Genomic DNA, 16,479 nt, shown 5'->3' with positions numbered 1-16,479 from the left:
GCTGGATACGCTTGCCGCAGATGCTCAGGGCGTATCGGGTGTGCCGCCCCAAATGGGGCGGCACCCCACTAAGTTCACGGACGCTTCAACAGCACCTGATCGATCAGCCCGTACGCCTTCGCGTCCTCGCTCGACATGAAGTTATCACGGTCGGTGTCGCGTGCGATGCGCTCGACGTCCTGGCCCGTGTGCTGCGCGAGCAGCTGGTTGAGCCGTTCCTTCAGGTAGAGGATTTCGCGCGCCTGGATCTCGATGTCCGATGCCTGGCCACGCGCGCCGCCGAGCGGCTGGTGAATCATCACGCGCGAGTTCGGCAGCGCGAAACGCTTGCCTTTCGCGCCCGATGCGAGCAGGAACGCGCCCATGCTCGCCGCGAGCCCCATGCAGAGCGTCGACACGTCCGGCTTGATGAACTGCATCGTGTCGTAGATCGCCATGCCGGCCGATACGGAACCGCCCGGGCTGTTGATGTACAGGCTGATGTCCTTGTCCGGATTCTCGCTCTCGAGGAACAGCAGCTGCGCGACCACGAGATTCGCGGTCTGGTCGTTCACTTCGCCGACCATGAACACGAGACGCTCTTTCAGGAGGCGCGAATAAATGTCGTACGAACGCTCGCCGCGGCCGCTCGTTTCGACGACGATCGGAACCAGCCCCAGCGCCTGGGCCTCGAGACCCTGCGGCGCGTTCGAAGCAAGCATGTCCAGCAATTCAGCGCGAGTGATCATTCAATGAACCTTGTTCGAATTGAAAATTGAACGGCGGGAAGCCGCCCGCTCAATCGCCATATTAATGGCAACCTTGCGCCTGACGTAAAAACGGCGTGCAGGCCGTCGCTCCGACAGCCGGCACGCCGCTAGAGCGACCTTTACGCTTGCGCCGATGCGCTTGCGAGTGCCTCGAAGCTCACTTCCTTGTCCGTCACCTTCGCCTTGCCCAGCACGAAATCGACGACGTTGCTCTCAACGACGAACGCTTCCATCTCGGCGAGGCGCTGCTGGTTCGAATAATACCAGCGGACCACTTCCTTCGGGTCTTCGTAGCTCTTCGCGAACTCGTCGACTTCCGCGCGGATCTGCTCCGGCTTCGCTTCCAGGCTGTTCGCCTTCACGAGCTCGGCGAGCACGAGGCCCAGCTTCACGCGGCGCTCGGCCTGCTCGGCGAACATTTCCGCCGGGATCGGTGCGTCCTTCGCGTTCGGCACGCCGCGCTGCGCGAGGTCCTGGCGCGCCATTTCGACGAGGCGTTGCTGATCCTGCTCGATCAGTGCCTTCGGCACGTCGAGTTCGGAAATCTTCAGCAGCGCGTCCATCACCTGGTTCTTGACGATCGACTGCGTGCGGCGCTTCGCCTCACGCTCGAGGTTTTCCTTGATCTCGCCGCGCATCTTGGCCAGATCGCCGTCTTCGATGCCGAGCGACTTCGCGAAGTCGGCGTCGATTTCCGGCAGGTGCGGCCATTCGACCTTCTTCATCGTGACCGTGAACTGGGCCGTCTTGCCGGCCACGTCCTTGCCGTGGTAGTCGTCCGGGAACTTCAGGTCGAACGTGCGTGCTTCGCCGGCCTTCAGGCCAAGCGCAGCCGTTTCGAATTCCGGCAGCATGCGGCCTTCGCCGAGCACGAACGGGAAATCTTCAGCGGTGCCGCCCTGGAACGCGACGTCGTCGATCTTGCCGACGAAGTCGACCGTCACGCGGTCGCCGTTCTGCGCAGCCGTGTCCGCGCCGCCGTCGCCGTGCTCGCCGCCTTCGCCGCGTGCGTGGAAGTGCACGCGCTGCTTGCGCAGGATGTCGAGCGTGCGGTCGATCTCGGCGTCGCCGATCGTCGTCGTCGAGCGCTCGACTTCAGCCGTCGCCAGATCGCCGATCTGCACTTCCGGATAGACCTCGAACGTCGCGTCGAACGCGTATGCATCTTCGGCCTGCTCCTGCTTCGGCGCGAAGCTCGGCTGGCCGGCGACGCGCAGGTTTTCCGAGCGGCTGATCGTAAAGAACTCCTGGCCGATCTTGTCGCTCAGCACTTCCGCCTCGACCTGACCCGCATATTGCTGCGCGACCATCTTGAGCGGCACCTTGCCCGGGCGGAAACCCGGCATGCGCACGTTCTTCGCGAGTTTCTGGATGCGGGCGTCGATTTCCTTCTGCACCGAGTCTTTCGGCAGGGAAATCGTCACGCGGCGTTCAAGCTTGCCGAGGTTTTCAACAACGTTAGCCATGGCTTCAATCGTCCTAAAATTATTCGAGCGAATCGGGTTTTCCTTGCCGTGCCTGCGTGGCGGCGTCATACGCCGCGCCGGAGCGCCACGCCATCCCTGCGAGTGCCGGGTCGGCCAGCGCAAGCGGCTCGGAGCACGGCTTTGGCCGGAAGAATCGACTATTCTAGCAAACAATTTTCCCTGTACCGCCAGTTCGGCACAATGCGCATGCGCGAGCGTCGCGCGACAGGCGCCGATGCACGCAGATTGCCGTTATGCCGCGCGGCGTATCCACGCGCGGCCGCCATCCTGTAAGCTCCATTTGAGAATGCGCCGCCGCGCGGCACACATTCGTCCGGCCAATTCGTCCGACCAATCACGCCATCCGGAGACACCATGCCGCAACACCCGTCAGCGCCTGTCGTCGTCATCGCGCCCGATTCGTTCAAAGGCTCGCTTTCCGCCGCGCAGGTCGCGGACGCGATCGCCACCGGCATCCGCCGCGCGCGGCCCGACGCCGTCGTGCGCTGCTGCCCGATGGCGGATGGCGGCGAAGGAACGCTCGACGCGATGCTCGCGACGAACGGCACTCGGCGTACGGTCGCCGTGGCGGGTGCGTCGCTGGCGGCGCGCGACGCGGCGGTCGGCGTGATCGATGCGCGCACCGCGATCGTCGAGACGGCCGAGATCGTCGGGATCACCGACCCGGCCGGGATGAGCGTGCCGGTCGACGCGCGCAGCACGCGCGGGATGGGCGAAGCGATCCGTCAACTGCTCGACGACGGTGTGCGCCGGTTCTTCGTCGCGCTCGGCGGCAGCAGCACCAACGACGCGGGCGCGGGCCTCCTCGCCGGACTCGGGCTGCGCTGCTTCGACGCGGCCGGCGAGCCGGTCGAGCCGGTACCTGCGCGGCTTGCCGAGATCGCCCGGATCGACGCGTCCGGGCTCGACCCGCGCGTGGCCGAAAGCGAGTTCATCGGCATGTCCGATGTCGACAATCCGCTGACGGGCACGCACGGTGCGACCGCCGTGTTCGGCCCGCAGAAGGGCGTGACGCCGGAACAGATTGCGCCCCTCGACGCCGCACTCGGCCACTTCGCCGACCTGCTGGAGGCGGCGCTCGACCGCCGCTGCCGCGACCTGCCGGGCGCCGGCGCGGCGGGCGGCCTCGGCTTCGCGCTGCACATGCTCGGCGCGCGGTTCGAAGCGGGCGCGGAAGTCGTCGCGCGCCAGATCGGGCTCGACGCTGCGCTCGCGGGCGCGGACTGGCTGATCACCGGCGAGGGGCGCTCGGACGTGCAGACGCTGCACGGCAAGGCGCCGTTCATCGCGTGCCGTCACGCGCAGGCGGCCGGCGTGCCCGCGTCGCTGCTGTCGGGCGCGGTCGATCCGGCCGCGCTGCCGCGCCTGTCCGAGCATTTTTCCGGGTGTTTCTCGCCTGCGCCGGGCCCGATCACGCTCGACGTGGCGATTCGCGATGCCGCGAGACTGCTCGCCAACGAGGCCGAGCAACTGACGCGGCTGAAATACGGTGCGCGCTGACCGTTGACCCGAGCGCGCGATACAGGAACAATCGGGCCCGCCCTTTACCCTCAGGATTCGACATGAAAGGCCGTCAAGCCGGGCTCGATCAGTTTCTGACCTATCGCCTCCACGTGCTCACGAAGCGCTCCGACCGCGGCATTGGCGACGTGTACCGGCACAAGCTCGGCATCTCGCTGCCCGAGGCGCGCGTGATCGCGGCGGTCGGCGCGTTCGGCCCGTTCTCGATCATGGATCTTGCGCGCCACACCAACCTCGACAAGAGCCAGGCGAGCCGCGCGGCCGAAGCGCTGCTGCGCCAGGGCCTGCTCGCGCGCAGCGCGAGCGAGGAAGACGGACGGATCGTGCTGATCGCGCTGACGCCGGACGGCCGCGCGCTGCATCGCAAGATCATGCCGATCGTGCGCAAGTGGAACGACGGACTGCTCGCGTGCCTGTCCGACAACGAGCGCAACACGTTCGAACGGCTGCTGGACAAGGTCGTCGCGCACGCGCTCGAGCGCGACGACTGAAGCGGGCCGCGCGCACCGACGGTCGGGTGCAGGCCGGGTTGCGCGCTCCGTCCTACAGTCCGCTGTTCGCGGCGCGCTGACGCAGCAGGCCGAGCACGGCGTCGCAATACGGGGTCGGCACACCCAGCTTGCGCCCCAACTCCGGAAACACGCCGAGGATCGGCCCGATCTCGAGCGAACGCCCGGCTTCGAAATCCTGCAGCATCGACGTCCTGAACGCACCGAGCTTGCGCGTGACTGCCATCCGCTCGGGGCCGCTCATCCCCGTATGCAGGCCGAGTTTCGCACCGATCGCGGCGGCCTCCTCCATCATCCGCAGCGCGAGCGCGTGCGTGTATGGATCGTCCAGCAGTTGCACGGACGTCGACCCCGTCAGCGCACTCAGCGGGTTCATGTTCATGTTGCCCCACAGCTTCGCCCAGATCTCGGTGCGGATCGCGGCCGTCGTCTCGACGTCGAAGCCACCCGCCGCGAGCGCTGCCGCAAAGCGTGCCGCGGCCGCATCGAGTGCGGGATCGGCGGCGCCGACGATCAGGCGGTTGCCGCGCCCACGGCGCACGACGCCCGGCGCGTCGGTGCTCGACGACAGGTGCACGACACAGCCGATCGCCTGTGCCGGCGGCAGCACCGCGGAGACTGCGCCACCCGGATCCACCGCGTCGAGCGGCACGCCGTCGAGCGAGCCGGCGAGCCCGTGCGTGAACCACCATGGCAGCCCGTTCATCGCCGCGACGATCACCGTGCGCGGCCCGACGAGCGGCGCGATGCGCGCGGCCAGATCCGGCAGCGCCTGCGCCTTCAGCGCGATCACCACGTAGTCCTGCACGCCGAGCGCGGCCGCGTCGTCGCTGGCCTCGACCACGACCGACGATTGCGCGCCCGTTTCGTCGAGCACCCGCACGCCGTGTGTCTTCAGCGCATCGAGCGTCGCACCGCGCGCATACGCGCTCACCTGCATTCCGGCCCGCACAAGTGCGGCCGCGAGCAGCCCGCCGATCGCGCCGACGCCGACGATCGCCGCGCGCACCGGCCCTGAATTCGAGTCGTTCATGATGGGATTCCGTCTCCTGGGAGCAGACGAGCATAGCGCTCAATGGTTGCGGATACAACCATCATTGCGCCGTTGCGGCTCAGCGCGGCTCGTGGGCTGTCGGCGCTCACGTGTCGCGCGCCGCAGCGTGCAACGAAACGGCCCTTGCGCAATCGGCGCAGATGCGGTTTCCTGTGCGTGTTTGCACAAGCGGGGCCTGGAGCCCCACCCATCCGATGAAATCGTCTCCGCGCGAGAAAGCGCGCCGCCGGCCGTCCAACCTGGTACTGAATATCGCCGCCATTCTGGTCGGCCTCGTCACGTTCGCGATCGGCGCAGCCTGGCTGATCTACAGCTGGATCGTCGATCGCGAGGCGCAGTATTTCGCGATTCCGCTGGTGTTTTCGGTACCGGTGATCGTCGCGGTCGCGATCCGCAGCTTTTGGGATTAGCGGTCGAGCGAGACAGGTTGCTTGGCGATCTTGAGGATGCCGCGCACCTTTTCCTCGGACATCTCCATGCGTTCCGCAAGGGTGGCCGGATCTGCTTCCTTTCCCGTCTGTTGCAGGATTTCGCGCGAAACCCGGTTCAGCTTGTTGATCGTCTCGATCATGTGGACCGGCACGCGAATGGTGTCAGGCAAGTTTTCGGGTCAGCCAGTTTGGCATGACAACCATGTTGTCGTGGCAACTTGACGGTACTCAGTTCCCAAGGGACCTGCCCCGACCATGTTCCGGCGTGAGACACAATGCTGTTACATCGCATAGGGATTGACAGACACACCGCCAGCGCACGGTCCGTGACAGGACAGACGCATCGAAGGTTCGCCGACGGCTCCGTCGAGTTGATTCAAATCGTTCCTGCGCCAACCGGATATACGAACTCGTGCCCAGCGACGGATCACTCGCAATCAACCATAACGCCTGACCGAGTGGCTCCCGACGGAATAATTTCCCGGAGCCCGGGTAACCAGACGTACGCGACTGCCACCAGCACCGCACCGGCGCATAGCATCGGCACGACCATCGGCCACGCGCCATATTCGTGAAGCGGGCCGGCAAAAGCCGCGGCCGTCTGCCCGGCACAGAACGCGAAGCACATCATGATGAACCCGGACCACGACACCGCACGTCCGGCCAAGCGCGGAAGCCCCCCCACCGCCCCCGCCTGCCCGCAGGGTTGATGAATGCCGTGGCCCAGGCAATACACGCCATGCCCGACCAGCAGCGGCCATGGGCTCCCCGGCACCAGCCAGCATCCCGACGCCTGGATTAATGCGCCGGCCACGCTCAGCAGCGCACCGTGCTGCACCGTCGCCAGCATGCTTTGACGGCGCAGCAGAACCCGGCAGCCATACGTGCTCGCCACGTAAATCAGCGTGCCGCAAGCAGGTATCCAGCCGTATTGCTGAGGGGCAATGCCGAGATAACCGATATAGACCGACGGCGACAGCAACAGGAAGCAGAACATGCCGGTATACGTCGCTGCGGCGACCAGCGTCCACGCACGGAACGGTGCGCTGGCGAAGATTTCCCGTACGCTTGCGGCGGGCTGCGCGATGGCTGCGTCGGACGGACGACTCTCGGCAAAGCCAACCCAGCACGTCGCGAGCAGCACGATCGCGTATGCGCCCATCGCGACGAGCACCCATCGCCACCCTGCCTGCTGCGTCGCGTACGCGCCGAGGATCGGTGCAAGAAACGCCATCATGCCCATTCCCATGAAGCCGCGCGCCATGATCTGCGGGCCGTCGGCAGCCGTATAGCGGTCGCGTACCGTCGCTCGCGCGCACACCACGATCGCTGCAGTAGCGACACCCTGCACGGCGCGCGTGGCCGTCAGCGCCATCGCCGTCGACGCAGCGGCACCGGCAAGCGCCGCCGCTGCATAAAGGCCCAGCCCCGCGAGCAGAACCGGTCGGCGGCCGAACCGATCGCAAAGCCCGCCGGCCGGCAACTGCCCGACGCCGAACGCGAGCACGAAGAACGTGAGGCCGAGACTGGCGGAGCCCAGCGTCGATGCGATCTCGGGCAACGCCGGCAAGTAACTGTCGGTGGCCACCGGTTGGGCCGCAAGCAGAAGCGGCAGAAGTAACGCGAAATCGAGCGGGATGCGGCGGATCATCTGCACAGTGTGTGATGGTGTTCGTTTGCCAGGGCATGACGATCGCCATGCCGTTTTTCGGAACCCCGGCGAGCCCTAGCCTTGTAGCGAGCCGGACACGGGTTCGCTTGCTGCATTCACGGCATATCGCGCTTCCGCACGCAGGCGCTCGTACTCCGCCTTGTCGCACGGCAACGCATCCCGGCGACCGAGATCGCTCATGTGAATGCGATGGGTTTCGCGCGCGCTGAACGCGGCGATCGACGCGATCACGGTGGCACCGAACGTAATCGCACCGACGATCAACCAGATGTGTGCTGCACCGGGAGGCGCCACCGCGGCGAAAAGCGCGGGCAGCATCGCGGTAACGGCCGTCCCCAGGTTCTGCGCGATGGCCATCGCCGACACGCGCGTGCGGGTCGGAAAGAGTTCCGGGTAGAACGCCGGAAACACCGCGTTGTATCCCTGGTACACCACGCCCCACATCAGTATCGACATGACGAACGCAAGCGGCACGTTCCGGATGCTGATCGCATACAGGTAAGCGAAGGCAAGCAAGCCGGCCAGCAACGACCCGACGATGATCGGTGGCCGCCGGCCGACCTTGTCCGACAGCGCGCCGACATATGGAATCACCACCACCGCGACGATGTTGCCGACGACCGGAATCCACAGATAGACGTCCTTCGCAAACCCGATCCCGTACGCGGGCTGCACCGCATAGGCGGCACCGAAGATCGTCGCGACCACCGGAATCACGTTCATGAAAGCCATGAACACCACGCGCAGCATGTCGGGAAAGTGATGCTGGAACGCGTCCGCCACGGGCGACCCGATTTGCGGCTGCTTCTGCACCTCGTCAACGAAGGCCGGCGACTCCTCGACTTCGCGACGAATGACCCACCCCGCGATAATCACCACGAAGCTCAGCAGGAACGGCACCCGCCATCCCCAGCTATTGAACATCGCGGTCGGCATGTAGTGCGCGAGCGGCAGGAACACCGCCGCCGCCAGCACCTGGCCCGCTTGCACGCCCTGCAGCGAGAAACTGACGAAGTAACCTCGCCGGCCGAACGGCGCGTGCTCGAGGATCATCGAGCTCGCGCCGGTAATCTCCCCAGCCACGGCAAACCCCTGTATCAGGCGCAGAATCACCAGAAGCACGGGCGCCAGCAGCCCGACCTGATCATAGGTCGGCAGCAGGCCCACGCCGACCGTCGAGAATCCCATCAGGAACATGCACCACAGCAATACGGCCTTGCGGCCGCGTGTATCGCCGAAATGCCCCAACACGAACGCGCCGATGGGCCGCGACACATAACCGACACCATAGGTGGCGAGAGAAGCGACGATTGCGGTCGTCGGGCTGCCGGCCGGGAAGAAGATCTGTGGGAAGATCAGCGCTGATGCGGTGGCATAGATGAAGAAATCGTAATACTCGAGCATCGACCCGATCCAGCCGCTCGCTGCGGCCTTCTTCGACTGATGCATGCCCCGCGTGTCGCGCGGTGTCGCTACGTTCATGGTTGTCTCCGGATATTGATATGTGTGCCGGGTAGCGCAGGATGCGCGGAGACGGCCCCACCCGACGGCACGCCTCCCGGTGATGTGACCTTTCCAGCATGCGGCGCCGTCGCGGCAACGGCACGATGCCGCGTGGCCCGTCACATCCTGTCGATCGCCGAGACAGCGGCTCCAAGAGCGAGCAGATAGCTGTCGATGCCGAACCCGGCGATCTGTCCGCTGACGATGTCGGCGAATACCGAGCGATGCCGAAACGGTTCGCGCGCATGGATGTTCGACATGTGCAGTTCGACGACCGGGCACGTCAGGATCTGCTTCATTCGCGCCTCCACAGTGCCTTCAGTCGAGCGGTACGGTGAGCCGGTCGATCACCGGGCCGGTTCGCGGACGTACGCTCCGCCACCACGAGAATGCCTCCGCGGCCTGCTCGACCAGCATGCCGACGCCGTCGGCCACACCGAGCACGCCGGCATTCTTCGCCAGCCGAAGGAACGGCGTCATGCCTTTTCCGTAGGCGAGCTCGTACGCGGTGCCGTCCGGACTGAACACGCCTGGCGGCACGGGCGGCAGATCGCCGGTCAGGCTGGCCGACGTCGCGTTGACCACGAGATCGAAGCGCCCCATCCGTGCAAGCTCGGCGTATCCGCACGCGACGATCGTGCCGTGCGCCGCGACCCGCGATACCAGCGCCTGTGCTTTGCCGACGTCCCGGTTCGCCACGACCATGTCGGCCGGACAAGCTGCGAGGAACGGCAGCAACGCGCCGCGCGCCGCGCCGCCTGCACCGAGCATCAGCACGCGCTTGCCGGCCAGCGGCAGGCCCAGATTGACCTCGATGTCGCGAACCAGCCCGATCCCGTCGAAGTTGTCGGCGAGAATGCGTCCTGCTTCGAACTTCAGCGTGTTGGCGGCACCCGCCAGTGTCGCGCGCTCGCTGCGCTCGTCCGCCATCGCGAAGGCCGCGAGCTTGAACGGCGCGGTGACGTTCAAGCCCTTCCCGCCCTCCGACGCGAACGCGCGCACGACCTGTTCGAATCCGTGCGGCGGCTCGAGCGGCCCCTCGATCGCCGTATAGCGCATGTCCTGCTGCGCTTCCTGTGCGAAGAGCCCGTGGATGAGGGGCGACTTGGTGTGTCCGATCGGGTTGCCGATCACCGCATACTGGTCAGTCATCATGGGCTCGCTTCGAATAAAGAATGCCGTCGGCCTGCATCGCGTCGATCTCGGCCGGGTCAAAGCCGAGCGAACGCGCGATGTCGGCGTTGTGCTGCCCGAGCTCGGGCGCGACATCGCGAATCGTCGTGTCGCAATCGGAGAAACGAAACGGCAGGTTGGGCAAGCGCAGCGTGCCGTAGCGCGGATGCTGCTGTTCGATGATCATGCCCCGCGCCTGGATCTGCGGATCGGCCAGCACCTCGTCAATACGCTGCACCTTCGCGCACGGTACGTCGATGTCGTCGAGCAAGGCCAGGATCGATGCAACCGGACGGGCGGCAGCCCACGGTTCGACGACGGCCAGGATGGCCGACCGATGTGCGTTGCGGCCTACGCTGTCATGAAAGCGCGTGTCGGCGCCGAAACCCGTCGGCCCGCCGTGTGCTTCGATCAGCGCGGCGAAGCGCTTCCACGCATCGTCCACCTGCGCGGCGATCACCAGATCGCCATCGGCCGCGCGGAATACGCCGTAGAGCGTCGACGTCGGCATGTCGTGGCCGGTCTGTTCGGGCAGCACGCCCTGCAGCGTGTAGCACTGCACGGCGTACTCGTGCATCGACACCAGCGTGTCATACAGCGCCATGTCGATGTGCTGGCCCCGTCCGCTCTTCACACGGCCCAGCAGCGCGGCGTTGATCGCCGCCACCGCGTGAATGCCGGTGTACATGTCGCCGAGCGAAATGCGCAGCAGCGGCGGGCGCTCGCCCGGCGTTCCGACCATCTGCATAATGCCGCTCTTGGCTTCGGCGATCAGCCCGAAGCCGGCGCGATGCGCATCCGGTCCCGTATGGCCGTACGCCGATATCGAACAGTAGACGAGCCCCGGATTGCGGGCCGACAGCTCCGCATAGCCGAGCCCCAGCTTGTCGAGCGCGCCGGGCCGGTAGTTCTCGACGAAGACGTCCGCCGAATCGCACAGCCGCTGCATGAACGCCTTGCCTCGCGGGTTCTTCATGTCGACGCTGACGCCGCGCTTGCCCATGTTGAGCTGCAGGAAATAGCCGCTTTGCTGGTCGTCGAGCACGGTCGCGTGCTGGCGCCCGGCGTCGCCAGTGCCCGGGCGCTCGACCTTGATCACTTCGGCGCCGAGCGCGGCAAGACAGCGCCCGACATAGGGGCCAGCAAGGAAATGGCTGTAGTCGACGACGCGCAAGCCTTCGAGAGGACGGGCCTGCATCAGTAGGCTCCCGGCCGACGCGGCACCATCAGCCGATGCTCGCCGCGTTGCACCACCTGGCCGTCCTGATTGACGAGTTCCGACGGCAGCACGACGATGCCCCAGCCCGGACGGCTGTTGCTCGCGCGCATCGAACCTACGCGGAACTTCACGTGCAGCACGTCGTTGACGCGGATCGGCAACAGGAAGTCCCAGGTCCAGCCGAGCGACATGCCCGGCAGGAAGCGGTAGTCGCTCTGCGTCTTGAGGCCGTCGGCGATCGACAGCCCGAGGAGTCCGTGCGCGACGATGCAGCCGAAATGGCTGGCGTTCGCATAGTCCTCGTCGACGTGCACTGGCGTGTGGTCGCCAGTGAGTTCGGCGTAGGCGAGGATGCGCTCTCGGGTCACCGTGTAATGCGGGCTCACGCATGCATCGCCCTCGCGCGCATCGTCCCAGTATTTTTCGATGATCGACATGTTCATGCCTCCGCCCGCGGGTTGATCGACAGTGCCTGTGCGACACAGGACGCGGGTTTCGCCTGGATCAGCTCGATTGCCAGGCCGTCAGGCAAACGCAGCCAGTTGCGCCCCTGCGGCATTTCGGTCACGCTGAATCGCTGCGCAGCGGTCAGCGCAGCTTCCAGGTCCTCGCACATGACGCCGAGATGCGCGAGCCGGCCTTCGGGACCGTCATGCTCGGGGGCGTGGATGAACTGCAGGCCGCCGAGGGTCCAGTACTGCCGGGGGGCGTCGAGCGTGCCGTCGACTTCGCGCAAGGTCATGCCAAGGACCACTTCGAAAAAGCGGATGTGCCATTGGATGTCCTTCACAAAAATTGCGACGTGTTCCAGATAGGCTTTCGGCGCGTTCATGCCGTGGCCTCCTCGCGTTGCCGGTCGGTCATCGCGCGTTCGATTCCCTTGATGCACGCGACGAGCGTTGCATTGACCGGCGTCGGCACGCCATAGCGTTCGCCGTAGCGCACGACCGAACCGTTGATGAAGTCGATCTCGGTAATCGAACCCTTCTCGAGGCTCTGAAGCATCGAGGTCTTGAAGGCGGCCGACAGCCCTTCGGCCGCCAGCGTCCATGCCTGCTCGGGATCGCTCATCGACAGCGCGACGCCGGCCGCCCGCGCGGCTGCGATCGCTTCGGCGACAGCCGCGAGCGACGCGGCTTTCAGTTGCGGCTCGTCGTAGAGCTGGCCGTAGGTCAGCCCGGTGACGCCCGTGAGCGCGCCGGTCGCGACGTTGACCAGCAGCTTGTCCCACATCGTGCCAACGATGTTGTCGCTGACCGTCGTCGCCAGCCCGGCGGCATTGAATGCGTCGGCGATCGCCTGCACGCGTGGCGTGATGCGACCGTCGAGTTCGCCGATGTAGGTGGACTTGCCGACCACGCCGGACTCGATGTGCGCGGCGCCGCGCAGCACGCCGCCGACGTAGGTCTTGCCAGCGAGCACGCGCTCGCGGCCGACCGCGTCGGCCAGGATGTCCTCGTGCCCGAGGCCGTTCTGCAGCGACAGCACGAGCGTATCGGGCCCGACCAACGTCAGCGCGCCACGGATCGCCGCGTCGGTGTGAAACGACTTCACAAGCACGATCACCAGCTCCGCGACGCCGACTTCGGCGGCTTGTGTCGTCGCGCGAACGCGGACGAGGCGCGAGCCACGCGCGTCGTCGACACGAAGGCCGACGCTGCGCATGGTCCCGACGTGTTCCGGCGAGCGGCCGATCAGCCACGTTTCATGACCCCCTTCGGTCAAGGTGGCGCCAATCGCGCAGCCCAGCGCGCCGGCACCCAGAATTGCAATCTTCAATGACGTCTCCTGTCGACCGCGACGCTTGCCGCGATCATCTGCTTCTCGATCAACCGGATATCGACGTGACCGTGGGTATTGGCAACCGGCACGGTCCGTCCCGGAGCGGCCGGCGCTTCCGCCACCGCACTGGCTGCCGTTCCGCACGCGGGTCTCGCGCAAAACGGGCATGGCTGCAAGATAGGCGTCGCCGTGTATAACAGCAATTCAATGATTACAATGACGTCATTGCAAAATACAATAATGCGATGATTCCGACCGACCTGCCCGACCTGAAGCTCCTGCAGCTCTTCGACCTGCTGTACGACGCCCGCAGCGTGACCCGCGTCGCGGAACAACTCGGACAGAGCCAGCCGACAGTCAGCATCTGGCTCGGACGCCTGCGCGAGTACCTGCACGACCCGTTGTTCATCCGCACGCCCGGCGGGATGGCGCCGACGCCGCAGGCCGATGCGCTGATCGGTCCGTGTCGCGAGATCCTCGAATCGCTGCGGCGGTTCACCGCGTGGGAGATCGCGTTCGACCCGGCGACCGCGCAACGGCGGTTCCGGATCTGCATGACCGACGCCAGCCACATCACACTGCTGCCGTTGCTGCTTGCGCACGTCCGTGCGCAAGCGCCCGGCATCCGGCTCGAAGCCGCACGCATCGACGGCAACACGGAACGGGCGCTGGAGTCGGGCGAGGCCGATCTCGCAATCGGCTACGTGCCGTGGCTCGGCGGCGGCATCTATCAGCAGCAACTCTACGAGCAGGACTGGGTGTGCCTCGCGAATCGCCGGCACCCGAGGATTCGCGCACGGCTGGGTGTAAGGCAGTATTGCGGGGAGGGGCATGTCGCGATCACCGGGGGAACCGGTGCGCAGCTTCTCGAGCAGGCACTGACACGGGAGCGCATCGAGCGGCAGGTCGTGCTCGAGTTGCCGGGATTCCTGGGGCTGGGCGCGATCATTCAGAGCACTGACCTGATCACGACGCTACCCCGTCACATTGGCGAAACGCTCGCACAGTCCAGCGACGTGGCCGTGCACACGTGCCCGATTCCTGTCGACAAGTTTGCCGTTCGACAACACTGGCACGCCCGATATCACCACGAGGCCGGCAATCGTTGGCTGCGCAGTGTGGTGGTCAAGCTGTTTGGTGGTGCACACTGATCTACAGGCGCTATCCGGGTCAGCGGCCGGGCCGGCGGCCGTGTAAGCATCGACCTTGCCCCGGCCGATGAAGTTGGCGTCGCCTGTCGCGCGCTCGTCTACGCCGATCACATCGCAAGCCGTGACTCGTGCAACCTCGAAACTGCACGGACGATTCGTGACCAATACATCAAACATGCCGATCAAGCTGTTCCAGGTCGCCGAAGCGTCACCGTCGCAGACCAATTTGCAACCGCACTCGGCGGAACGACCATGACTTCGGTCGCGCGATTCAGCGCTGATTGAAGTCGGGCTGCCGGAACGACGCACCGTAGGCGCTGGCCGGCAAGCGGTCCCCTCCATGACCCAGTCTCGAACGGAACGTGCCAGATGGGGGTGTCGTCCGGTACAGTCCACGCTTCTTCAGCTCCGGTACAACGAGCTCAATGAAGTCGTCGAACGATCCCGGGCTGATCAGCGGATTCAGCATGTAGCCGCTCGTCGTCGACACGCGCGCGTGCTCGGCGAGCTGATCGGCGACTTCGTCCGGCGAACCGACGAGGATCAAATCCGTGCCGCGGGTGACGCTCGCAAACTTGCGCCGCACATCGCCGGCGGTCAGCGGCTGGCCGCTGCCGTCCGGCCGCATCACGTACGAGGTCAGCCCTTCTGTCTGCGTGGTCAGCGGCTCGTCGTCCGCATAGCGATCGATGTCGATGCCGGTGTCTCCCGCGTAGCTGACGAGCTGCGCGTGCTGATGGTAGTGACTCTGCAGCGTGTGGTACTTCTCCTTCGCGTCGCCCGACGAACGCGCGGTGACGATCCGCAATACAGTCAGCGCCTTCACGTCGTCGCCTGCGCGGCCGCTCTGCTGCGCGAGCCGGCGGATCTCGCCAAGGCCGTCGCGGATCTCGTTCGGATTCGATTTTGCGACGAAAACCACTTCCGCGTGCTTCGCCGCGAACTGGCGCCCGCGCCCCGACCAGCCCGCCTGGATCAGCACGGGGGTCCGCTGTGGCGACGGCGCACACACGTGCGGGCCTTGCACCCGGTAGTGGCGACCCTCGTGCGCGATTGGCCGCACGCGGTCGCCGCGTGCATAGCGCAACTCGCGCTTGTCGGCCACCACCGCATCATCGGCCCAACTGCCTTCCCAGAGCTTGTAGGCGACGTCGAGAAACTCCTCCGCGCGTTCGTACCGTTCGTCGTGGCCGATCATTCTGTCGAGGCCGAAATTGCGCGCCGCGCTAGTCAGGTAGGACGTGACGATGTTCCAGCCGATCCGGCCGCCGCTCAGGTGATCGAGCGTGCTGAAGCGCCGCGCCAGCGCGAACGGGTGCTCATAGGTCGTGCTGGCAGTGACGCCGAAAGCAAGGCGTTCCGTCTGGGCAGCCAGCGCCGGAATCAGCATCATCGGATCGTTCGCGGGCGCTTCGACGGCCCATTGCAGTGCCGCGTCGGCCGAGCCGCCGTACACGTCGTACAGGCCGAGCACGTCCGCGAAGAACAGCATGTCGAGGTCGGCCTGCTCGGCCTTGCGTGCAAGATCGGACCAGTAGGCAAGCGTATTGACCCGCAGCCGTTCGTCGGCGGGATGGGTCCACAAGCTCGGCGCGCCGCCGCAGCCGACGCTGGCCTGTTCATAAAGGGAAAACAGCAAGGGTTGGGGATCGGACATGACGTTGCGAAATGCAGAAGGTGGAATCAGTTCGGCGCGGCCCACGCACCCGGCACCGCCTTGCGCGCGCGATTGAGCGGCTGGTCGGCCGGTGCGCGAGACAGGTAGCGATTGAGGCGCTTTTCGAGCCAGCCGGCGGGAATGGTCAGCGAGGCAACCAGCACGACATAAACGAGCGCAGCCCCGGCGAGCGGTTCATACACGCGCAACGTCTCGAAACGCAGCGTGTTAGCCGTACCCAACACATCGAACACGGTGATCGTCGACGCGAGCACGGTCGACTTCATCAGCAGGATCGACTCGCCAATCAGCGCGGGCAGTGCAAGCCGCAGCGCGCGCGGACCGACGATTCGGCGCAGCACCTGCGCGCGGCTCATCCCGTACGCGTGGCCGGCCTCGATCTCGCCGACCGGGACGCCGGCGATCGCGCCACGCAGGACTGTGGCGACATACGCGCTCTCGTTTATGCCGAGCGCAACGACCGCGTACCAGAACGCATCGCGCAGCAACGGCGATGCCCAGCTATCACGCATCCATTCGCGCGGGACGATCTGGCCGAAGCCGTAGTACA

17 protein-coding genes and 2 pseudogenes are annotated in these 16,479 nt (G+C 66.0%); 5 read left to right on the top strand and 14 right to left on the bottom strand.

What is annotated here, in order from left to right:
- Positions 1 to 74: 74 nt before the first annotated feature.
- Both clpP and tig read right to left on the bottom strand, forming a co-directional pair.
- Positions 75 to 728, bottom strand: a complete 654-nt coding sequence (gene clpP, locus DID96_RS26675) for an ATP-dependent Clp endopeptidase proteolytic subunit ClpP (protein WP_124602244.1) — start codon at positions 726 to 728, stop codon at positions 75 to 77.
- A 140-nt stretch (positions 729 to 868) separates the two neighbouring features.
- Positions 869 to 2,215 (bottom strand): trigger factor, encoded by a 1,347-nt coding sequence (gene tig / locus DID96_RS26670; protein WP_124602243.1) that lies wholly within the window; start codon positions 2,213 to 2,215, stop codon positions 869 to 871.
- A 375-nt stretch (positions 2,216 to 2,590) separates the two neighbouring features.
- On the opposite strand from tig, the gene DID96_RS26665 reads away from it, so the two are divergent.
- Positions 2,591 to 3,736: a glycerate kinase gene (locus DID96_RS26665; RefSeq protein WP_124602242.1), complete on the top strand. Its 1,146-nt coding sequence runs from the start codon at positions 2,591 to 2,593 to the stop codon at positions 3,734 to 3,736.
- Positions 3,737 to 3,798: 62 nt separating this feature from the next.
- Positions 3,799 to 4,248, top strand: coding sequence for a MarR family winged helix-turn-helix transcriptional regulator (locus DID96_RS26660; protein ID WP_124602241.1), 450 nt, complete (start codon positions 3,799 to 3,801; stop codon positions 4,246 to 4,248).
- A 52-nt stretch (positions 4,249 to 4,300) separates the two neighbouring features.
- On the opposite strand, the gene DID96_RS26655 is transcribed toward DID96_RS26660, so the two are convergent.
- Positions 4,301 to 5,299: a 2-dehydropantoate 2-reductase gene (locus DID96_RS26655; RefSeq protein WP_124602240.1), complete on the bottom strand. Its 999-nt coding sequence runs from the start codon at positions 5,297 to 5,299 to the stop codon at positions 4,301 to 4,303.
- A gap of 215 nt (positions 5,300 to 5,514) precedes the next feature.
- Between DID96_RS26655 and DID96_RS26650 the strand changes: the two genes are divergently transcribed.
- Complete coding sequence (locus DID96_RS26650; RefSeq protein ID WP_124602239.1) at positions 5,515 to 5,730, top strand: hypothetical protein; 216 nt, start codon at positions 5,515 to 5,517, stop codon at positions 5,728 to 5,730.
- 2 nt (positions 5,731 to 5,732) lie between these two features.
- Here the strand turns inward: DID96_RS26650 and DID96_RS26645 are convergent.
- From DID96_RS26645 to DID96_RS26605, 9 genes and pseudogenes are all read right to left on the bottom strand, one after another.
- A pseudogene (locus DID96_RS26645) lies at positions 5,733 to 5,912 on the bottom strand (sigma-70 domain-containing protein); the annotation flags it as partial.
- A gap of 266 nt (positions 5,913 to 6,178) precedes the next feature.
- Positions 6,179 to 7,402, bottom strand: a complete 1,224-nt coding sequence (locus tag DID96_RS26640; RefSeq protein ID WP_124602238.1) for an MFS transporter — start codon at positions 7,400 to 7,402, stop codon at positions 6,179 to 6,181.
- Positions 7,403 to 7,477: 75 nt separating this feature from the next.
- The gene (locus DID96_RS26635) at positions 7,478 to 8,905 is read right to left on the bottom strand and encodes an MFS transporter (protein ID WP_124602237.1); all 1,428 of its coding nucleotides are present in this window, start codon (positions 8,903 to 8,905) and stop codon (positions 7,478 to 7,480) included.
- A gap of 140 nt (positions 8,906 to 9,045) precedes the next feature.
- A pseudogene (locus tag DID96_RS26630) lies at positions 9,046 to 9,216 on the bottom strand (type II 3-dehydroquinate dehydratase); the annotation flags it as partial.
- A 28-nt stretch (positions 9,217 to 9,244) separates the two neighbouring features.
- A complete protein-coding gene (gene aroE, locus DID96_RS26625; RefSeq protein WP_124602293.1) occupies positions 9,245 to 10,078 on the bottom strand; it encodes a shikimate dehydrogenase in 834 nt (277 codons plus the stop codon).
- Positions 10,071 to 11,297: a CaiB/BaiF CoA-transferase family protein gene (locus tag DID96_RS26620; RefSeq protein ID WP_124602236.1), complete on the bottom strand. Its 1,227-nt coding sequence runs from the start codon at positions 11,295 to 11,297 to the stop codon at positions 10,071 to 10,073. The genes aroE and DID96_RS26620 overlap by 8 nt, the downstream gene beginning before the upstream one ends.
- A complete protein-coding gene (locus DID96_RS26615) occupies positions 11,297 to 11,755 on the bottom strand; it encodes a MaoC family dehydratase (RefSeq protein ID WP_124602235.1) in 459 nt (152 codons plus the stop codon). The genes DID96_RS26620 and DID96_RS26615 overlap by 1 nt, the downstream gene beginning before the upstream one ends.
- A gap of 2 nt (positions 11,756 to 11,757) precedes the next feature.
- Positions 11,758 to 12,150 carry a VOC family protein gene (locus tag DID96_RS26610; RefSeq protein WP_124602234.1) on the bottom strand — a complete coding sequence of 131 codons (393 nt, stop codon included), beginning with the start codon at positions 12,148 to 12,150 and terminating at the stop codon, positions 11,758 to 11,760.
- Positions 12,147 to 13,097, bottom strand: a complete 951-nt coding sequence (locus DID96_RS26605) for a ketopantoate reductase family protein (RefSeq protein ID WP_124602233.1) — start codon at positions 13,095 to 13,097, stop codon at positions 12,147 to 12,149. The genes DID96_RS26610 and DID96_RS26605 overlap by 4 nt, the downstream gene beginning before the upstream one ends.
- A 248-nt stretch (positions 13,098 to 13,345) precedes the next feature.
- On the opposite strand from DID96_RS26605, the gene DID96_RS26600 reads away from it, so the two are divergent.
- A complete protein-coding gene (locus DID96_RS26600; RefSeq protein WP_124602232.1) occupies positions 13,346 to 14,251 on the top strand; it encodes a LysR family transcriptional regulator in 906 nt (301 codons plus the stop codon).
- Positions 14,252 to 14,263: 12 nt separating this feature from the next.
- Entirely contained in the window at positions 14,264 to 14,536 is a 273-nt protein-coding gene (locus DID96_RS39610) for a type IV toxin-antitoxin system AbiEi family antitoxin (RefSeq protein ID WP_124602292.1), read from the top strand.
- Here DID96_RS39610 and DID96_RS26590 read toward each other — a convergent pair.
- Together DID96_RS26590 and DID96_RS26585 are read right to left on the bottom strand one after the other, a co-directional pair.
- A complete protein-coding gene (locus DID96_RS26590; protein WP_124602231.1) occupies positions 14,523 to 15,908 on the bottom strand; it encodes an LLM class flavin-dependent oxidoreductase in 1,386 nt (461 codons plus the stop codon). The two genes, DID96_RS39610 and DID96_RS26590, sit on opposite strands and share 14 nt — an antisense overlap.
- Before the next feature lie 26 nt (positions 15,909 to 15,934).
- The coding region (locus DID96_RS26585) for an ABC transporter permease subunit (protein ID WP_124602230.1) at positions 15,935 to 16,479 on the bottom strand (545 nt) is incomplete at its 5' end.

The organism is Burkholderia sp. Bp8963 (genome assembly GCF_003854275.1).
Taxonomy (GTDB): domain Bacteria; phylum Pseudomonadota; class Gammaproteobacteria; order Burkholderiales; family Burkholderiaceae; genus Burkholderia.
Note: the sequence above shows the minus strand (reverse complement) of the source record. Positions and strands in the feature narration are given on the sequence as shown.

Bases quoted from the DNA above. Each gene is read 5' to 3' on its own strand.
- DID96_RS26660 (WP_124602241.1), top strand. From the start codon at position 3,799: ATGAAAGGCCGTCAAGCCGGGCTCGATCAGTTTCTGACCTATCGCCTC.
- DID96_RS26665 (WP_124602242.1), top strand. From the start codon at position 2,591: ATGCCGCAACACCCGTCAGCGCCTGTCGTCGTCATCGCGCCCGATTCG.
- DID96_RS26655 (WP_124602240.1), bottom strand. From the start codon at position 5,299: ATGAACGACTCGAATTCAGGGCCGGTGCGCGCGGCGATCGTCGGCGTC.
- aroE (WP_124602293.1), bottom strand. From the start codon at position 10,078: ATGACTGACCAGTATGCGGTGATCGGCAACCCGATCGGACACACCAAG.
- tig (WP_124602243.1), bottom strand. From the start codon at position 2,215: ATGGCTAACGTTGTTGAAAACCTCGGCAAGCTTGAACGCCGCGTGACG.
- DID96_RS26610 (WP_124602234.1), bottom strand. From the start codon at position 12,150: ATGAACGCGCCGAAAGCCTATCTGGAACACGTCGCAATTTTTGTGAAG.
- DID96_RS26640 (WP_124602238.1), bottom strand. From the start codon at position 7,402: ATGATCCGCCGCATCCCGCTCGATTTCGCGTTACTTCTGCCGCTTCTG.
- DID96_RS26600 (WP_124602232.1), top strand. From the start codon at position 13,346: ATGATTCCGACCGACCTGCCCGACCTGAAGCTCCTGCAGCTCTTCGAC.
- clpP (WP_124602244.1), bottom strand. From the start codon at position 728: ATGATCACTCGCGCTGAATTGCTGGACATGCTTGCTTCGAACGCGCCG.
- DID96_RS26590 (WP_124602231.1), bottom strand. From the start codon at position 15,908: ATGTCCGATCCCCAACCCTTGCTGTTTTCCCTTTATGAACAGGCCAGC.
- DID96_RS26635 (WP_124602237.1), bottom strand. From the start codon at position 8,905: ATGAACGTAGCGACACCGCGCGACACGCGGGGCATGCATCAGTCGAAG.
- DID96_RS26620 (WP_124602236.1), bottom strand. From the start codon at position 11,297: ATGCAGGCCCGTCCTCTCGAAGGCTTGCGCGTCGTCGACTACAGCCAT.
- DID96_RS26615 (WP_124602235.1), bottom strand. From the start codon at position 11,755: ATGTCGATCATCGAAAAATACTGGGACGATGCGCGCGAGGGCGATGCA.
- DID96_RS26650 (WP_124602239.1), top strand. From the start codon at position 5,515: ATGAAATCGTCTCCGCGCGAGAAAGCGCGCCGCCGGCCGTCCAACCTG.